The sequence below is a fragment of the Methyloceanibacter sp. genome, assembly GCF_058506495.1.
Window position 1 is genome coordinate 18,708 of record NZ_JBZMXT010000020.1, and the last position, 17,266, is coordinate 35,973.

The following is a 17,266-nucleotide window of genomic DNA, read 5'->3' on the forward strand; positions in this document are numbered from 1 at the left end:
CCCGCTCTCGGCACCCGGCAGTGACTGACGCGCCAGGCCTCTCTCCAAGGCGGCGCGGTCTGGTTCCCAATTGTTTCGCAGCGCCCCCGTGCGGAAATTCACGCGGGGTTCGGCGGTTATATAGGTGCCAACCCCATGGCTCGCAAGGATAAGAGGCGGCGCGCCCAGCAAGTCACCCGGTGCTTGGGCCTTGGGTCTACCTGCCGCGGTCGGCGGGAGGCCGGCGCACAAGAGATTGCTCTGTGGCGCGCACGCCTGTACGGCAGTATGAGACCTGTTAACTGGCGTGAAGGGGCCGCGGGCGCGTGCAGCATTTACCGGAAGAATTTTCAGCCACGGAACAAGCCACTCTGCTGGCCGAAATTCGGAGAATCGTGGGCCGAGCGCCGCTTTTCGTGCCTCGAATGCCGCGTTCAGGCACGCCCATGTCAGTCCGCATGACCAATGCTGGGCCACTTGGCTGGGTGACCGACAAGGAGGGCGGGTATCGCTATCAAGCGACCCATCCCGAAAGTGGCCGTCCGTGGCCCGATATTCCGGACAGCCTCCTAAATCTATGGGCCAAGCTTGCGGACTATCCCCATCCGCCGGAGGCATGCCTGATCAACTACTATGGCGGCGCTGCCAAGATGGGATTGCATCAAGATCGCGACGAAGAGGATTTTGCGGCCCCCGTGATCTCGATCTCACTCGGCGACACGGCGATATTTCGGATTGGCGCGACCACGCGCAAAGGGCCAACGCGAAAGCTGGAACTCAGGTCCGGCGACGTTATTGTTCTCGAAGGCGCCGATCGGCTTGCCTATCACGGGATTGACCGCGTGTTGCCCGAAACGAGCGAACTGCTCGAAGAAGGCGGGCGCTTCAACCTCACGCTCCGTCGCGTGACCAAGCCCAACTAGCCAGTCTATCGAGGCCTAACCCTTGGCCGGCGAGTCATCATTGGCGGCACGGCCAGGTCCAAAGCCATTGCCTTGAGGCTCCTCCGCGCCTGCCTTTGGGGTTGGCGCTGGCTTTGGACCGCCTTTAGATACCGCCACCAGCGCAGGGCGCAAAACCCGGTCGCCGATTGTGAAACCCGCCTGCATAACCTGTACCACGGTGCCTTCAGGCACGTCGGTTGTCGGAACCTCGTACATGGCCTGCTGTTGGTTGGGATCAAATCGTTGCCCCATTGGCTCCAAACGCGTCACCCCATGCTTTTCCATCATCTTGAGGAGTTCGCGCTCCGTCAGCGCTACGCCCTCAAGGAAGCTCTTCAACGCCGGGTCCTTCCCGGCGGCCTCTTCCGGCACATGTTCGATCACGCGGCGCAGGTTGTCACCAATGGTGAGAACGTCCCGAGCAAAGTTCGATATCGCATAGCGCGCCGTGTCTTCCTTCTCCCGTTCAGTGCGGCGCCGCAGGTTCTCCATATCAGCCATGGTCCGCAGCAACTTGTCGCGCATGTCGGTGTTCTCAGCGAGAAGGGCCTCAAGGTCCCCAGTCACTTCGGCGCTCGCCTCGTTGCTCGCCATCGCCTCTGGTGAGCCCGGTTGCGCAGGCTGTTTGTCGTTGGGGCGTGGATCGGAAGGTTCGTCCGGCATCGCGTATCTCGGAGGTCAGAATTGATCGGATGAAGCCCGGATATCAACCGGGCGGGCATAAAAATCAAGAGAGATCGACGGAACCGGCCCGGAACGGCTGGTCATTCCGTCGACGGGCAGTCACAGGTGAGGCCGGCCGCCTATGGGGCAAGCCGTCCCAGAAGCCGGGCCGTGTAGTCGACCATCGGAATAATGCGGCCGTAGTTGAGCCGTGCCGGGCCGATCACGCCGAGGACCCCGACGATCCTTTGTTCAGAATCTTCGAACGGCGATACGATCAGAGCGGATCCCGATAACGAGAACAGATTGTTCTCGGAACCAATGAAGATACGGACGCCGTCGGCGCGCTCCGCGAGGCCCAGCAGTTGGATAAGCCCCTTCTTGGCGTCGAGGTCCTCAAAAAGCAACCGAACCCGCTCCAAGTCTTCCATCGCTTTGATGTCTTCGAGAAGGTGCGCGTGGCCGCAAACAATCAGGCTCTGCCGGTCGTTGGCGTCTACGGACCAAGTCGCCAGGCCGTCTGTTACCACTTGGGCAGTCAGCTCATCGAGCTGGGCACGACGCTCTTCGATCTCTGTCTCGACGCGCTTGCGTGCCTCTCCAAGCGTCATGCCGGTGATGCGCGCGTTCATGTAGTTGGTGGCGTCGTTCAGCGACGATGAAGGCAACCCCTCGGGAATCGCCACGATGCGGTTTTCGACATCTCCGTCTTCGCTCACCAATACCGCTAGGGCTTGGCCTTGACCGAGATTGACGAATTCAACGTGGCGCAGCGTCTTGCTTTGCTTTTCGGCGAGCACAACACCAGCGCAGCGTGATAGACCCGACAGCATTTCACCGGCTTCGGCGAGATAGTCGTCGATGCCGCGATGCCGACCGCTTGCGACCATGCGAGCTTCAATCTCGGTTCGCTCCGCTTCGGAAACGTCTCCGATCTCCAAAAGCCCGTCCACAAAGAGCCGTAAGCCGGTTTGCGTCGGTAGCCGACCAGCACTTGTATGCGGCGCGTAGATGAGACCGAGATGCTCGAGGTCGGACATGACGTTGCGAACGGAGGCCGGCGACAACGTCATCGGCAAGGCGCGACTCAGATTGCGCGACCCGACGGGTTCGCCTGTCTCCAGATATGTCTCAACGATTTGGCGAAAGATTTCTCGCGACCGCTCGTTGAGCTGACGAAGCCCGACAGAGGAATCCGCCTTGGCACCGTTAGTGTCTACATGTCCCATGCAGGAAACTTAGGAAGCGCTCCGCACGGCGTCAAACCGTGTTGACCACGGCGTTTCCCCCATCACTCAGTTGAGCGGCCCGAAATTCTGGGTAACGGGCGTGGGTAGTTCGTCCGGGGCGCCGAAATGTGCGAAGTAGCGCGAGTTGATATGCTCCACCGGCAAGATAATCAGAACATCGGTTGTCCCAAACTGTCGATCGATCACGGCCCCGTCGCCGATATAGGCCCCGAGCCGCATGTATCCCTTGATAAGCGGCGGCATCGCCTTCAGCGCGGTGCGCATATTCAGCGCTTCCTTCGGCATCATGTTGATATCGACGCGCAGATGGTCGTGCGCCGCGACACGCCATTCTTCCGGTGCTCGTGCGGTGTGATGCAGGAAACTGAGTGCCATCGCGTGCTGAACGGGGTCCACTCCTGGGAAGCTGGCGCAGCCGATCATTACATCGACCCGGTGCTGCCGAACGTAGGACCAGATGCCGTGCCACAGAAGCTCAACGGTTCTGCGATTCCGATAAGGCTTCAACACGCATGAGCGGCCGAGCTCCATAAAGCTAGCACCCGGTTTGGATTGAATTAGCGGGGCAATGTCGTATTCGCTCTGCGTGTAGAACCCGTCATGCACATCAGCGATATCCTGACGCAGCACGCGGTAGGTGCCCACCACATTGGGTCGTCGCCATCCTTTGCGGTTGGGATCGCCGTGGTCCAAGACCAGCAGATGGTCGAAGATGGGATCAAAAGCATCCTCGTCGCGTCGCGACAGCATCGCTAATGCGGTGGGCGTGGCGGCCATCTCCTCGTAAAAGACCTTGTAGCGAAGGCGCTGTGCTCGGCGAATTTCGCTCTTCTTGCGGGCGAGACGAACCTCAAGCGAGCCGATTCGGCCATAGACCGGTGCTGGCTGCGAACGTTCGCGAAGGCCGACTGCGAAACCAAGGCCTCTGCCCATGAGCGGGAGTGAGCCTGGGACGCCAGCCCGAAAATTTAAGCCGGGAAACTTCGCGCCAGGGAGGAACAGTTCTGCAAATCGTCCCGGAGTCGTTTTTGTCGGCATGGGTGTACCTACCTGACAACATTGGGGAACGTGCCGTGAGAGCTGAGTGGGCTCTCTATGGTTCGCAGGGCCTTCCGACCACTCCGATTCGGCCACATCTGAACCGCGTTAGCAAACCAATTCGAACCCTATATGACAGGCAGTGGATATTCGCAGACACCGGGCGAGCGCATCAGACCGCGAGCTCTGTGTGGCGCAGAGCTTCGCCTCGATAACTCAACGGTTCTGCCACGTGAATTCAGGCAACTGTCTCGGCTCCGTCCAAATCCGCCAAGGTGCGCGCAACCCGAAAGGTACGGTGATAACCGCGCGCGCTAGTTCCCAAAGTCCGAGCCGCGTCGCGCAAGAGCCCAAGCCCCTCTTTGTCGGGCGCCGCGACCTCCTTCAATCCCGACCTGCTTCAATAATGAAGGGCTCCGCAAATCCGTCCGATCGTGTTTCTCTCGCCTTATGCGAGTCGACTCAGCCAAGAGCGCTCTTCTGATCCACGCGGTCGCCTATATCGCGGTGATCGCGCTATGCGCCGCGTTCGCCCTGTCACACAGCCCCCCGCGCCAATGGTTCCTGTGGGTGGCCGCCGGTTGGGGCATTGGGCTCGCCGCCCATGCGCTGGCGGTCTGGCTTACGCAAGCGCGCCATAGCGTCCGCGTGCTCGCCGATCCGCGGGTCCGCGGTTTGGCAATCCATGCTTTCGTGTATGTGGCTTTCGTTGCCCTGCTTTTCGGCGTCAACATCGCGGCCGGCACGCATCATTGGTGGGCTGTCTGGGTTGCGCTAGGCTGGGGTGTCGGTGCTACGGTCCATGGCTGGGCTGCGCTTGTGAACAGGCGCCGTCCAACCCGTTCGTCGGAGCGCCGCAGCGAGCCTTAGCGCTCAGCGATCTTCTGCTCAGCCACATCCCAGATCATCGCGGCGATATCGTTGCCGCCGAACTCCTTGACCTGCCGTATCCCCGTTGGTGAGGTTACGTTGATCTCGGTGAGATAGTCGCCAATCACATCGATGCCAGTAAAAATCAGTCCACGTCGTTTAAGCTCCGACGAGAGCCGAGCACAGATCTCCTCTTCGCGTGGCGTTAGCGTTGTGGCTTTGGCGGTCCCGCCTACGTGCAAGTTCGAGCGCGTCTCGTCGGCCGCCGGAACCCTGTTGAGGGCCCCCGCGAATTCGCCATCGACCAAGATGATACGCTTGTCCCCAGCCCGCACCTCGGGGAGGTAGCGTTGCACCATGATGGGCTCTCGGAAGGTCTGTCCCAAGAGTTCGATCAGCGAGTTGAGGTTCGTGTCGCCCTCGGCGATCCGGAAGATCGCCGCGCCGCCGTTCCCATAAAGCGGTTTCACCACGATGTCCTTGTGTTCCTCGCGAAAGGCGCGGATTTCGTCTGGCGAACGGGTCACGAGCGTCGGCGGCATCAGATCGAGAAAATCGAGCACGAAGATCTTCTCGGGTGCGTTGCGGACAGAAGCCGGGTCGTTGACCACAACCGGTCTGGGTTGCAAGCGCTCAAGCAGGTGAGTCGTCGTGATGTAGGCCATGTCGAAGGGCGGATCCTGGCGGAGCTGCACCACGTCGAAGTCGGCAAGGTCGACGCTTCGTGGGTGCGCGAGCCGATAGTGGTCGCCGGGTTTGTCTTCGACCGTGAGGCTATGACCGAATGCAATCAGCCTGCCATTTTTCAGCGAGAGATTGGGAGGCGTGTAGTAGAACACGTCGTGGCCGCGCCGTTGAGCTTCCAAGAGAAGCGCGAAGGTCGAATCCCCATTGATGTCGATGAGCTCTATGGGGTCCATTTGAAACGCGACTTTGAGTGCCATGGTGTCCTGCGAGGTATTTGGCGGCCAGTTGCGGCGAAACTTGACCGTTAGGGAGCCGCATTTCAAGCATGACCATTTCAAGGGTGTTTGAACCGGCGTCTGGTGCCGTCAGATAGGGAACGCGTTCTTTACGTGGCGTGGCCAGGACCAAAGTGCACAAAGCACGACATCGAAGCCAATAGCGTAGTCGACGAAATGGGGGTGGCTCGATAGCCAATACTGAGCCGCGCGCATAATGCGCCGCTTCTGCTTCGCCGTTACCGCAAAGGCTGCACGCGCTTGTGTTTTCCGCCGTTTCACTTCCACGAATGCGAGGCGCTCCCCGTTTGTCGCGACGAGATCGACCTCGCCAACCGGCGAACGGTAGCGTCTTACAATAATGCGATAGCCTTTGAGACTGAATAGTATCGCGGCCAGCGTCTCGGCTAAGACACCGTCTCGGTATGCTCGGACCCGAGCCTTGCTCATGGCGTTCCGCGCTTTGTCAGAGAAAGCCCTAGCTCGTAGACTCGTGCCCGCTTTACTTGGTGTGCATCGGTCACTGCGCGAACGGCGTCGCGCAGGGTCATGGTTTCGAGTGCCGCCGAAAGGTCTGCAGCGAGCCGTGCATCGTCGACGTGCGTTGCTTCACTACGTGGTGGGGCGATTACGACGGCCACTTCACCTTTGACGGAGGAGTTCGCGATATCGGCGGCCAGTGACTCCAGCGTCCCGCAATAAAGGGTCTCGTGCAGCTTCGTAAGTTCGCGCGCGATCACCGCTTCGCGCGGTCCTAAGGCTTTGCCCATGTCAACAAGGCTCTTTGCAAGCCGCGGTGCCGTCTCAAAGAAGACGAGCGTCGTAGGCACGTCCTTGAAAGTGGCGAGGCGAATCATACGCTGGCCCGTTCGTGGCGGCAGGAACCCGCCGAACAAGAAAGAGTCGGTGGGGAGCCCTGCGCTCGTCAGCGCGGCGAGTGCCGCTGAAGGTCCGGGAATACTCGTTACAAGAAGCCCCGCATTGAGCGCCTCCCGTACAAGCTTGTATCCGGGGTCGGATACAAGAGGCGTTCCAGCATCGGATATGAGTGCTACCGCGTCGCCTGCTTCGATCTTTGCGAGCAGCTTTGGGCGCTCTCGTGCTGCGTTGTGGTCGTGGTAGGCCGTCAACTCCCTAGAGATGTTGTAGTGCGACAGCAGCTTGCGGGAGTGCCGCGTATCTTCGGCAGCGATTAGCTGTGCGCGCGCGAGAACCGCGAGCGCCCTCAGCGAGATGTCGGCGAGATTGCCAATCGGCGTCGCAACGACATAGAGGCCCGCCGCGAGCGGTCGGTCCAGCAGCTCGGCGAGTGCTTCACTTGTTCGGGCAACTGTTCTCGTTCTGGCTTCTGCACTGCCGTCGTCAGGCACAGGGTCTGTTTCCCTTGTCCGTCGCGATATCGGACGAATACGTTATGCGGATTCGGACGCGTGCGCACCCGTCGCTCAGGCGGCTAGCTCCACGATCATGCGCTCCAACACGAGCCGCCCTCGAACTGTCGCCATAAGGCGCGCTCCATCCCGAAGTAGCAAGCCGTCCTCAACAAGAGTGGTTATGCGCGTTTCATCAAGCGGCTCGCCTGCCAACGCCTCAAAGCGCGAAACATCGATGCCTTCGGTCAATCTTAAGGCCATCAGCAGATACTCCTCCGCCGCTTCGCGCTTTGTCAGCGCTTCATCGCTGACTAGCCCATGGCCGTGGACTTCGACGTGAGCTAGCCAGTCCTCCGGGAGTAGCAACGTGGAAAGGGCGCGTCTTGCGCCGTCCGTTGTGATACGCGCATGCGCGCCCGCACCGACGCCCACATAGTCGTGTCCATGCCAGTAGACGAGGTTGTGCCGGGACTCCGCGGTTCGCTTGGCATGATTGGAAACCTCGTAAGCGGGCAAGCCTGCCGCGTTGCAGAGCTCCTGGGTTGCAAGATACATGTCACGTGCTGTCTCGCCGTGGGGCACCCGCAAGCGCCCGGCTTCGTGAAGCGCGGCGAAGGGTGTTCCGTCCTCGATTGTCAGCTGGTACAGCGACAGATGATCGACGGCGAAGGAAAGCGCGCGGTTGAGCTCCATTCGCCAGTCCGCTAGCGACTGGCCTTCGCGGGCGTAAATCAGGTCGAACGAAATACGGTCAAAGGTCTCCCGCGCCAGGGCGAAGGCGGCCAATGCCTCTTCCGCCGTGTGCAACCGGCCCAGCGCCTTCAGGCTCCTATCGTCCAAGGCTTGGACTCCGAGCGACAGCCGGTTGACGCCTGCGGACGCGTAGCCGCGAAAGTTCCCCGCCTCCACGCTGGTGGGATTAGCCTCAAGGGTGATCTCCGCATCCTCATCGAGAGTCCAGTGCTCCGCGATCCTCTCGAGGATGGCGCCTGTTATGTGCGGCGACATGAGCGACGGCGTGCCGCCGCCAAAAAAGACGCTTGTGACTTCGCGACCCGGCGTGCGCTCCGCGAAATAGGCAAGCTCCTTTAGGTACGCAGCCAGGAACCGGTCTCCATCGATACCCCCATGGCGGACATGCGAGTTGAAGTCGCAATACGGACACTTGGCCGCGCAGAACGGCCAGTGCACATAAACGCCGAAAGGCTCCGCGGCAGTTGCGACGTCAGTCTGAAGCGCCGTCTTCGGCATAATTTGCTGCCATCAGCTGTTCGAAGGCCCGCATGCGATGCGATAGCTCGTTCTTGAGCGCCGGGTCCATCTCGCCAAATGTCTCTGTGTGTCCCTCCGGCACAAAGATCGGATCGTAGCCAAACCCTCGGTCTCCACGAGGGGGCCATTGGATGTGCCCGAACACGCGTCCCGTGTAGACGGCTTCGCCGCCGTCGGGGGCGGCAAGCGCGAGAGCGCAAGTAAAGTTGGCGCGACTGAAGGCACCGCCCGTCGCTTCGAGTGCCTCGTGCACCTTTTGCATAGCAAGTCCAAAGTCCTTCGTCGGCCCACCCCAACGCGCCGAATGAATGCCAGGATCGCCGCCGAGAGCCTCGACCTCTAGCCCGGAATCGTCCGAGAGGGCGAGCATGCCCGAGCCTTGCGCTGACGCATGGGCCTTGAGCAACGCGTTTTCCTCGAACGTGTCGCCGGTTTCCTCTGGTTCCGGAAGATCAAGGCTGCCTGCGGAGACGCAGACGATCCCATAGGGCTCGAACAGTTCGCCGAGTTCGCGAACCTTGCCCTCGTTGTGGCTGGCAATAACGATTTTCGAGCCACGATGCAGGACGCTCGATCCGAGCACGGTCGCCTCCTTAGGCAATGGTCATTTTTTGTAGCTCGACCAATTCGGCGATGCCGGCCCGCGCGAGCCCCATCAACTGATCGAACTGCTCAAGGCTGAACGGTTCGGTCTCGGCCGTGCCTTGCACCTCGACGATGCCGCCCGCGCCGGTCATGACGAAATTAGCGTCCGCGTCGGCTTCTGAGTCCTCGGCGTAGTCGAGATCAAGCACCGCCTCGCCGCCATACAGGCCGCAGGACACCGCGGCGACGTGGTCGCGCAGGACATCGCCTTTGATCATGTCGCGCGCCTCCATCCAGGCCAGTGCGTCATGCAACGCGACCCAGGCGCCCGTAATCGAGGCTGTTCGGGTGCCCCCATCGGCCTGAAGAACATCGCAATCGACGACAATCTGCTTCTCGGCAATGCCTGCGAGATTGGTCACGGCACGCAAAGACCGGCCAATCAAGCGCTGAATTTCCTGGGTCCGCCCAGACTGCTTCCCGGCGGCGGCTTCTCGGCGGGTGCGGTCGTGCGTGGAGCGCGGCAGCATGCCGTACTCCGCCGTCACCCAGCCGCGCCCCGACCCTTTCAGCCAAGGTGGAACGGACTCGGCAACCGATGCGGTACACAGGACGTGGGTCTCGCCGAAGCGAACTAGGCAGGAGCCTTCTGCGTGACGCGAAGCAGCGCGTTCGAGGCTCACAGGGCGCAATGCGTCGGGTGCACGGTTTGACGGGCGTGTTATGGCGGCTCTCCTCAAGAGAAAGGAATTAAGGCCGCGCACCCTAGAGGACACCGAAACGCGCGGAAAGCCCTTTAGCCAAATGTACGCAGCGAGAACCCTTGTCTGCCCCGCGGTAAGGAATCGGGACTGTTGCGATCGCCTGGCGCGGCGAAGTCCTGAGCTTGCACGGAGCAGCGGGCGTTACGGGTGTTCTTGCAACCTGGGATGAAGAGGTTGCAGTGCCGCTCAAATGGGCGTTCATTCACAGACGGCCATGAAGTCGGACACGCCCTCAACAACTGTGGATACACACTTGACCGCGACTAGCGGCAAAACGAAGCTGTTCCGCGCGCCGGAAGGCGCAACGCCAATGATGGCACAGTATCTCGAGATCAAGGCCGCCAACGCCGACAGCCTGCTGTTTTATCGCATGGGCGATTTCTACGAGATGTTTTTTGAGGACGCCTCGGTCGCTTCGCGTGCGCTCGGGATCGCACTCACAAAACGCGGCAAACATCTCGGCGTGGACATCCCCATGTGCGGCGTTCCCGTCCATGCCGCCGACGATTACCTGCAGAAACTGATTTCTCTCGGCCATCGCGTCGCCGTTTGTGAACAGACCGAGGACCCAGCCGAGGCCAAGAAGCGCGGTTCGAAAGCCGTCGTTCGACGTGATGTCGTACGGCTCGTTACACCAGGTACGTTGACCGAGGAAACGTTGCTCGATGCACGTGCGCATAACTTCCTCACCGCCCTATTCCGAGCGCCGCAAACGGACGGCGCCGAGCGGCGCTTCGCAATGGCCTCGATCGATATCTCCACCGGCGAACTGATTACGGCAATGTGCGAGTGCACAAATGTTGCCGGCGAGCTCGCGCGCATCAGCCCCGGCGAGGTGCTCGTTGGCGAAGACCTCGCGGGCGACGCCGACATCCGCAAGTACATTGACCAATCCGGTGCAGCAATGACCCCATGTCCGCGCGCTCATTTTGATTCGACGCGTGGCGAGCGCGCCCTCAAGGACCGGCTTGGTGTGGCCACGCTCGATGCGTTTGGCGCATTTTCCCGCGCTGAGCTCGCGGCGCTTGCTGGGCTCCTCACTTACGTGGAACTCACACAAGTTGGCCGGACGCCGCTCTTGCGCCCACCCCGCAGAGAGACCGCTGATCAGTTGCTGCTGATCGACGCCGCGACGCGCGCCAATCTTGAGCTGGTCCGCTCGAACCAGGGGACGCGAGCAGGCAGTTTGCTTGCGGCGATTGATAGAACGGTCACAGCAGCAGGCGCTCGAGAACTTGCAAGTCGCTTATCAAGTCCGCTCACGGACGGCTCGGCAGTCAACGCCCGCCTGGATGCTGTCGGGTATCTGGCCGACGAACCGCGTTTGCGACAGGACTTGCGAACTTGCTTAAAAGCTGCGCCCGATCTCGCCCGCGCGCTAAGCCGTATTGCCTTCGAAAGAGGCGCGCCCCGTGATCTCGGTACGGTCGGTGCTGCAATCAATGTGGCACACGACCTCGCGGCCCGACTGCTCAGTGCTGGCGAAGCGTTGGGATTGCCAAGAGAGCTGATGGGTATTGCCGAGCGGTTGGCGCAAGCACCGGCGGAGGTCGCTAAATCTATGGAGGCTGCGCTTGCCGACGAACTGCCGGCGAACGGCCGAGATGGGGGCTTTGTGCGCGAGGGCTACAATGCCGCTCTCGATGAGCTGCGTGCCCTGCGCGATAGCAGCAGGAAAGTCATCGCGGGCCTGCAGGCGACCTACGCGGGGGCCACGGGGGTCAAGGCACTTAAGGTTCGGCACAACAATGTGCTTGGCTACTTCGTCGAGGTAACAGCGCCCCACGCGCCTACCCTGATGGGCCCGCCTCATTCAGAGACGTTTATACACCGCCAGACCATGGCAAACGCCACACGCTTCTCGACGACGGAACTCGCCGAGCTTGAGTCGAAAATCACGACCGCCGCCGATCGTGCTTTGGCGCTTGAATTGGAAGTCTTCGCTGAGTTGACCGGCGAAGTGTTGGCGGCGGAGAGCGATCTGTCCGCGGCGAGTGCCGCGCTAGCCGAGCTCGATCACTATGCCGCGCTCGCGGAGGTCTCGGTAGAGCAGCGCTACGTACGCCCTGAAGTCGACGACAGCGCCCTCTTTTCGATTGAGGAGGGGCGCCACCCCATGGTCGAGCAGACCTTGCGGCGCGAGCAGGCCAGCGAATTCATTGGCAACGACTGCAGCTTGTGCGGCGGCGAGGACAACCGAAGCGGAAGCCCCAGCACGCTTGTCGTCACGGGGCCGAACATGGGAGGCAAGTCAACCTTCTTGCGCCAAAACGCATTGATCGTGGTCTTGGCCCAAATCGGCTCATTTGTGCCCGCAAAGTCCGCCCATATTGGGCTCGTCGATCGGCTTTTTAGCCGGGTCGGCGCCTCGGATGACCTCGCACGGGGCCGGTCTACCTTCATGGTCGAAATGGTGGAGACGGCGGCCATCCTAAATCAGGCGACGCCGCGCTCATTCGTGGTTCTCGATGAGATTGGACGCGGTACAGCCACATTCGACGGGCTGAGCATTGCCTGGGCTGCGCTTGAATATCTTCATGAGATCAATCGATCGCGTGTCTTGTTCGCAACGCACTACCACGAGCTTACGGCGCTCGCGGATCGGCTGCCCCATGCGGCCAATGCAACTGTCGAAGTCAAGGAGTGGCGGGAGGAGGTCGTGTTTTTGTACCGCGTGAAAATGGGCGCCGCGGACCGATCCTATGGCATCCACGTGGCCAAGCTCGCAGGGTTGCCAGCGGCCGTGCTGGACCGCGCCGACGCTGTGTTAAGCGAGCTGGAAAGGGCTGATGGGCGCCCAAAGCCAGCAGATCTCGCGGGCGACCTACCGCTGTTTCAAGCAGCCGGGGCACAAAACCAGGACGCATCGCCGTCTAAGCTCGAACAGGCGTTGCGTGAACTCAATCCGGATGCGATGACGCCGAAAGAGGCCAGCGATGCACTATATAGGCTTCGGGCGCTGTTAGAGGACGATGCCTAGCACCGGGATGTGGTAAGGTTCTGCCGTATGGATCAAGCAGTTAACAAGAACGCGCCCTATCTGGATTTTGCCTTGTTGCGCGAGCAGGCGGACGATATGGCTCTCGCGCATGCCGGCCAGGATACGCAGATGCGTGCGGCTCTCGTCGAATTTCTCAAGCCGCGTGTAGAAGAAGCCCGTGTACTGGCCAAAGCCCAACTTGAGGAAGACGGGGACGGCCGCGCCTGCGCCGCGGGTCTTTCGGCCTTTCAGGACGAACTGATCAGGCTCGCCTACTATGTCACTACACAGCATGTCTATCGCGCGGAGAATCCCTCGACCGCAGAACGCATGGCTGTCGTCGCTCAAGGCGGATATGGACGGGGGTTGCTGGCTCCGGGGTCGGACATAGACCTTTTGTTCCTGCTGCCATACAAGCAGACCGCTTGGGGCGAGAGCGTCGCCGAGTTCATTCTTTACGTGCTGTGGGACCTCGGCTTTACGGTGGGACATGCGGCGCGCAACATCAGCCAATGTGTGCGACTCAGCACCGCCGATATGACGATCCGCACCGCGCTCCTCGACTCACGGCTTCTCCTAGGAGACGAAAAACTTTTCGCCGAGTATCTTCATCGCTTCCGGCGCGAAGTTCTAGACGTGGATGCGCGCGCGTTTGTGGAAGCAAAGCTCGCGGAGCAACATGCGCGTCACTCGCGTGCCGGCGAGTCACGCTATCTCGTCGAGCCGAATGTCAAAGAGGGAATGGGAGGTCTACGCGACCTGCATACGCTGCACTGGCTCGCGAAGCACATTTATCCCGATCATGCGGAAGACGAATTCGTCGAGGCGGGTGTGTTTACGCCCAGCGAGTATGCGAGTTTCCGACGATGCGAGTTTTTCCTTTGGACAGTGCGCTGTCATTTGCACTTTCTCACCGGTCGTGAAGAAGACCGCCTGAGTTTCGATCTTCAGCGGGCTATGGCAGACCGGCTGGGCTATCGCGATCGCGCTGGCTTGAACGGTGTCGAGCGCTTCATGAAGCACTATTTCATGATCGCGTTGGAGGTTGGGCAGCTAACCAGAATTGTTTGCACGGCGCTTGAGTTGAAGCAGCTCAAGTCTGTTCCGTCATTGGGCAAGTTGCTTTCGCCGTTCGATTGGCGCCGCCGCGCCAAGCTTCGCCGCACTTCGGATTTCCGCATCGATACCGGTCGAATCTCGACCGTGTCGGCTGACGCATTCAAGGCGGACCCAGTGAACTTCATTCGGCTATTCGTGGTCGTCGATGAGAGCCAGGCTGCATTGTCGCCCCAGGTACTTCGCCAGATCAGGGCAAATTTCCGCTACATCGACGAGAACTTGCGCAACGACCCGACTGCTAACAAGCTGTTCTTGAAGCTCCTGACATCGGGCCGCGACAAGGAAACGATCTTGCGCAAAATGACCGAAGCAGGCGTGCTTGGCCGCTTCATCCCCGAATGGGGACGGGTCGTGTCGATGATGCAGTTCAACATGTATCATCACTTCACCGTCAACGAGCATCTGGTGCGCACGATTGGGTATCTCGACGCGCTCGAGCGCGGTCAGTTTTCAGCCGAACATCCACTCTCCAGCGAGGTCATCAAGACCATCGACAACCGTCGCGCGCTGTATGTTGCGGCGCTGCTTCACGATGTCGCCAAGGGTCGGGACGAAGATCATTCTGTTGTCGGCGCCCGGATCGCCAAGGAGCTGGGTCCACGGTTTGGACTGACGTCGTCCGAAACGGAGACGGCAGCCTGGTTGATTGAGCAACACCTCACCATGAGTCTTTTTGCGCAAAGCCGCGACCTCAATGACCCCAAGACCATTAGGGATTTCGCGGCGATCGTTCAAAGCCGGGAGCGCCTAAAGCTGCTCCTAGTTCTGACGGTCTGCGACATCGCCGCCGTTGGACCTGGGACGTGGACCGGCTGGAAGGGGCAGTTGTTGCGAACGCTCTATTATGAGGTCGAGCCGCTGCTCGGGGGCGGCCATACCGAACTCACTCGATCCCAAAGGTTGCAGTGCGCCCAATCAGCCTTGCGAGAAAGACTGGCCGACTGGTCGGACGCAGAGTTCGATGAGTTTGTCGGCCGTCACTACCCCGCTTACTGGATCCGCACCGACCTCGATGTAATCGCTGAACATGCAGAACTTATGCGGTCGGCAGAGCAGCAGAAAAGTGGGATCGTCACCCATATCTCGACGGATGCGTTCCGAGGAGTCACGCAGCTAACGCTTCTCGCGCCGAACCATCCTTGGCTGCTCGCGATGGTCGCGGGCGCCTGTACCGGAGCGGGCGTTAACATTGTGGATGCGCAGATTTCGACCACGCGAGATGGCATGGCGCTCGACACAATTCATATTCAGCGCGAGTTCGACCACGCGGAGGATGAGGAACGGCGCGCCCGTAAAATTGCATCATCGATCGAGCGCATGCTCCTAGGCGAGGCGGACGTGGTTGATGTGATCAAAGCCAAGATTCTTAGTAGAGCGCGCCTGTCGGCTTTCTCGGTCCAGCCACAGGTTATCATCGACAACACGCTGTCCGACGCGCTCACCGTTATCGAGATCAACGCACTCGATCGGCCTGGCTTGCTCTACGAAGTCACGCGGGAGATATCCAATCTCAATCTCGATATCGCCTCGGCTCATATCGCCACGTTCGGGGAAAAGGCCGTGGACGTCTTTTACGTGACGGACCTCACAGGCAAGAAGATTGCGAGTTCGAGCCGCGAGGCCCTCATCAGAGAGCGGTTGACCCGGGTGCTTGTGGAAACGCAAGAGCCTGAGCTTGAGGTTTCTTGACCCGTGGCCCCAGCCGCAGTTAAGTCGCGTATTCAAATCGGGCATCTTCAATGAAACTCTATCGTGGGTTCGCCACAGTCGGCGGTATGACCGTTATCAGCCGTCTACTGGGCTTTGTGCGCGACATTCTCATCGCTGCCGTGCTTGGTGCATCGGCCATATCGGATGCGTTCTTCGTCGCGCTACGCGTGCCGAACATGTTCCGGCGTATTTTTGCGGAGGGTGCGTTCAACGCGGCCTTCATTCCGCTCTATACGAAAAAGCTCCATGAAGCCGGCGAAGAGGCCGCGAAGGAGTACGCGGCGCGTGCCCTCGCCGGCCTATCAGCCCTCCTGGTGCTGTTGGTTGTCCTTGCAATAATCGCGGCTCCTTGGCTCGTTATGCTGCTCGCGCCTGGATTTGCCGAGGATCCAGACAAGTTCAGTTTGACAGTGCTACTCGTCCGCATAGCGATGCCCTACCTCCTCTTTATGTCGTGGGTTGCTCTGTACACGGGACTCCTCAATACACTCGGCAAGTTCGCCGCTGCTGCGTTTGCGCCGAGCATTCTCAACTTCGTCTTGATCACCGTGTTGCTTGGCCTGATTGCAACGGGGCATGGTCAGGACTCCGTCGCCGGTATAGCCATGGCGTGGGGTGTTGCGGTCTCAGGCTTCCTACAGGTCTGCATCGTGGTTTTTGCCGCTTTCCGGGCGGGCCTTCGATTGAGGTTGGCAAAGCCCGAATGGAGCGACGACATGAAGCGGCTCGTGCATCTGGCGATCCCTGGGGTCATCGCCGGCGGCGTTGGGCAGATCGCGCTTGTCATCGCAACGATTGTCGCCAGTCTCGAAGATGGCGTGGTTTCGTGGCTCTACTACGCCGATCGTATTTTTCAGCTTCCACTTGGGCTGATCGGCGTGGCGGTGGGCGTCGTATTGCTGCCTGACCTCAGCCACAAGCTGAGAAGCGGTGACCGCGAGGCGGCCTCCGACAGCGAAAATCGGGCGTTAGAGTTTTCACTGCTGATGACCGTGCCGGCCGCCGTCGCGCTGTATCTGTGCGCCGAGCCGATTATGCGCGTGCTGTTCGAGCGCGGTGCTTTCTCCGCCTCAGACGCCCGCGCCTCCGCGATGATGCTCGCCATGCTGTCCTTCGGCCTGCCTGCCTATGTGGTGGTCAAGGTCCTTCAGCCGAGCTTCTTCGCCCGTGAGGACACCAAGACGCCCATGCTCTATTCCGGGCTCGCGCTTGTGGGGAACGCGGTGCTGAGCCCGACGCTGTTCTACGTGGTCGGCCCGCAAGGTATTGCGCTCGCGACTAGCCTTGTGGGCTGGATCAATGTGGCGTTGCTTGCCTTTGCATTGCGCAGGCGGAAACAGTTCGTGCTGGACCACAAGTTCCGTCGGGCCTTTCGAGGCATCATTATTGCCAGCATAGCGATGGCGGTGGGACTATGGGCGACGGCGTATGTCCTGGAGCCCTATTTTGCTCCCTCAAATGGGCTTCTCATTCAGGTGGCTTCTCTAGCCGCCCTGATCGCCGTGGGCGTTCTACTCTACTTTGGTGTCGGCTCTTTCGTGGGCGCCTTGAAGCCCAGGACTTTCGTCAAGGACGTCCTCGGCCGCTGAGTTGTACGAAGGAACAGGGTCTACCCCGGTTGCATCCGAACCATGTTGCAGTGCAATATCAGGCGCTCAGTCACCATGGGGATATCGGAATGGCAGGTCGTCCGCGCCGCAGCGTGCTCTATATGCCCGGCTCCAATGCCCGGGCCCTGGAAAAAGCCAAGACAATAC

14 protein-coding genes and 1 pseudogene are annotated in these 17,266 nt (G+C 60.5%); 5 read left to right on the forward strand and 10 right to left on the reverse strand.

The window, feature by feature from the left end:
* Positions 1 to 305 precede the first annotated feature (305 nt).
* Positions 306 to 902, forward strand: coding sequence for an alpha-ketoglutarate-dependent dioxygenase AlkB family protein (locus tag AC33YF_RS05765; RefSeq protein WP_491776249.1), 597 nt, complete (start codon positions 306 to 308; stop codon positions 900 to 902).
* A gap of 15 nt (positions 903 to 917) precedes the next feature.
* On the opposite strand, the gene grpE is transcribed toward AC33YF_RS05765, so the two are convergent.
* The 4 genes and pseudogenes from grpE to AC33YF_RS05785 form a co-directional block, all read right to left on the reverse strand.
* Positions 918 to 1,586, reverse strand: a complete 669-nt coding sequence (gene grpE / locus AC33YF_RS05770; RefSeq protein WP_491776250.1) for a nucleotide exchange factor GrpE — start codon at positions 1,584 to 1,586, stop codon at positions 918 to 920.
* Between the two features lie 140 nt (positions 1,587 to 1,726).
* Positions 1,727 to 2,815, reverse strand: a complete 1,089-nt coding sequence (gene hrcA / locus AC33YF_RS05775; RefSeq protein ID WP_491776251.1) for a heat-inducible transcriptional repressor HrcA — start codon at positions 2,813 to 2,815, stop codon at positions 1,727 to 1,729.
* Between the two features lie 66 nt (positions 2,816 to 2,881).
* On the reverse strand, positions 2,882 to 3,769 hold the full coding sequence (gene olsB / locus AC33YF_RS05780; protein WP_491776261.1) for a l-ornithine N(alpha)-acyltransferase: 888 nt from the start codon (positions 3,767 to 3,769) through the stop codon (positions 2,882 to 2,884).
* A gap of 277 nt (positions 3,770 to 4,046) precedes the next feature.
* Positions 4,047 to 4,262, reverse strand: a pseudogene (locus AC33YF_RS05785) (magnesium chelatase subunit ChlI family protein); the annotation flags it as partial.
* Between the two features lie 62 nt (positions 4,263 to 4,324).
* On the opposite strand from AC33YF_RS05785, the gene AC33YF_RS05790 reads away from it, so the two are divergent.
* Positions 4,325 to 4,744 carry a 2TM domain-containing protein gene (locus tag AC33YF_RS05790; RefSeq protein WP_491776252.1) on the forward strand — a complete coding sequence of 140 codons (420 nt, stop codon included), beginning with the start codon at positions 4,325 to 4,327 and terminating at the stop codon, positions 4,742 to 4,744.
* Here the strand turns inward: AC33YF_RS05790 and gshB are convergent.
* From gshB to rph, 6 genes are all read right to left on the reverse strand, one after another.
* Entirely contained in the window at positions 4,741 to 5,688 is a 948-nt protein-coding gene (gshB, locus tag AC33YF_RS05795) for a glutathione synthase (RefSeq protein WP_491776253.1), read from the reverse strand. The genes AC33YF_RS05790 and gshB overlap by 4 nt on opposite strands.
* Before the next feature lie 108 nt (positions 5,689 to 5,796).
* Positions 5,797 to 6,156, reverse strand: coding sequence for a YraN family protein (locus AC33YF_RS05800; RefSeq protein WP_491776254.1), 360 nt, complete (start codon positions 6,154 to 6,156; stop codon positions 5,797 to 5,799).
* Positions 6,153 to 7,076, reverse strand: a complete 924-nt coding sequence (rsmI, locus tag AC33YF_RS05805; RefSeq protein WP_491776255.1) for a 16S rRNA (cytidine(1402)-2'-O)-methyltransferase — start codon at positions 7,074 to 7,076, stop codon at positions 6,153 to 6,155. The genes AC33YF_RS05800 and rsmI overlap by 4 nt, the downstream gene beginning before the upstream one ends.
* A 75-nt stretch (positions 7,077 to 7,151) precedes the next feature.
* Positions 7,152 to 8,330: a radical SAM family heme chaperone HemW gene (gene hemW / locus AC33YF_RS05810; RefSeq protein WP_491776256.1), complete on the reverse strand. Its 1,179-nt coding sequence runs from the start codon at positions 8,328 to 8,330 to the stop codon at positions 7,152 to 7,154.
* The gene (gene rdgB / locus AC33YF_RS05815; RefSeq protein WP_491776257.1) at positions 8,305 to 8,934 is read right to left on the reverse strand and encodes an RdgB/HAM1 family non-canonical purine NTP pyrophosphatase; all 630 of its coding nucleotides are present in this window, start codon (positions 8,932 to 8,934) and stop codon (positions 8,305 to 8,307) included. Before rdgB ends, hemW begins: the two co-directional genes overlap by 26 nt.
* 10 nt (positions 8,935 to 8,944) lie before the next feature.
* On the reverse strand, positions 8,945 to 9,661 hold the full coding sequence (rph, locus tag AC33YF_RS05820; RefSeq protein WP_491776262.1) for a ribonuclease PH: 717 nt from the start codon (positions 9,659 to 9,661) through the stop codon (positions 8,945 to 8,947).
* 253 nt (positions 9,662 to 9,914) lie between these two features.
* Between rph and mutS the strand changes: the two genes are divergently transcribed.
* The 3 genes from mutS to murJ are packed head-to-tail and all read left to right on the forward strand — an operon-like array spanning position 9,915 to position 17,098.
* On the forward strand, positions 9,915 to 12,680 hold the full coding sequence (gene mutS / locus AC33YF_RS05825) for a DNA mismatch repair protein MutS (RefSeq protein ID WP_491776258.1): 2,766 nt from the start codon (positions 9,915 to 9,917) through the stop codon (positions 12,678 to 12,680).
* Positions 12,681 to 12,707: 27 nt separating this feature from the next.
* Entirely contained in the window at positions 12,708 to 15,488 is a 2,781-nt protein-coding gene (locus AC33YF_RS05830; RefSeq protein WP_491776259.1) for a [protein-PII] uridylyltransferase, read from the forward strand.
* Between the two features lie 50 nt (positions 15,489 to 15,538).
* Positions 15,539 to 17,098, forward strand: a complete 1,560-nt coding sequence (gene murJ / locus AC33YF_RS05835; protein ID WP_491776260.1) for a murein biosynthesis integral membrane protein MurJ — start codon at positions 15,539 to 15,541, stop codon at positions 17,096 to 17,098.
* Positions 17,099 to 17,266: the final 168 nt, after the last annotated feature.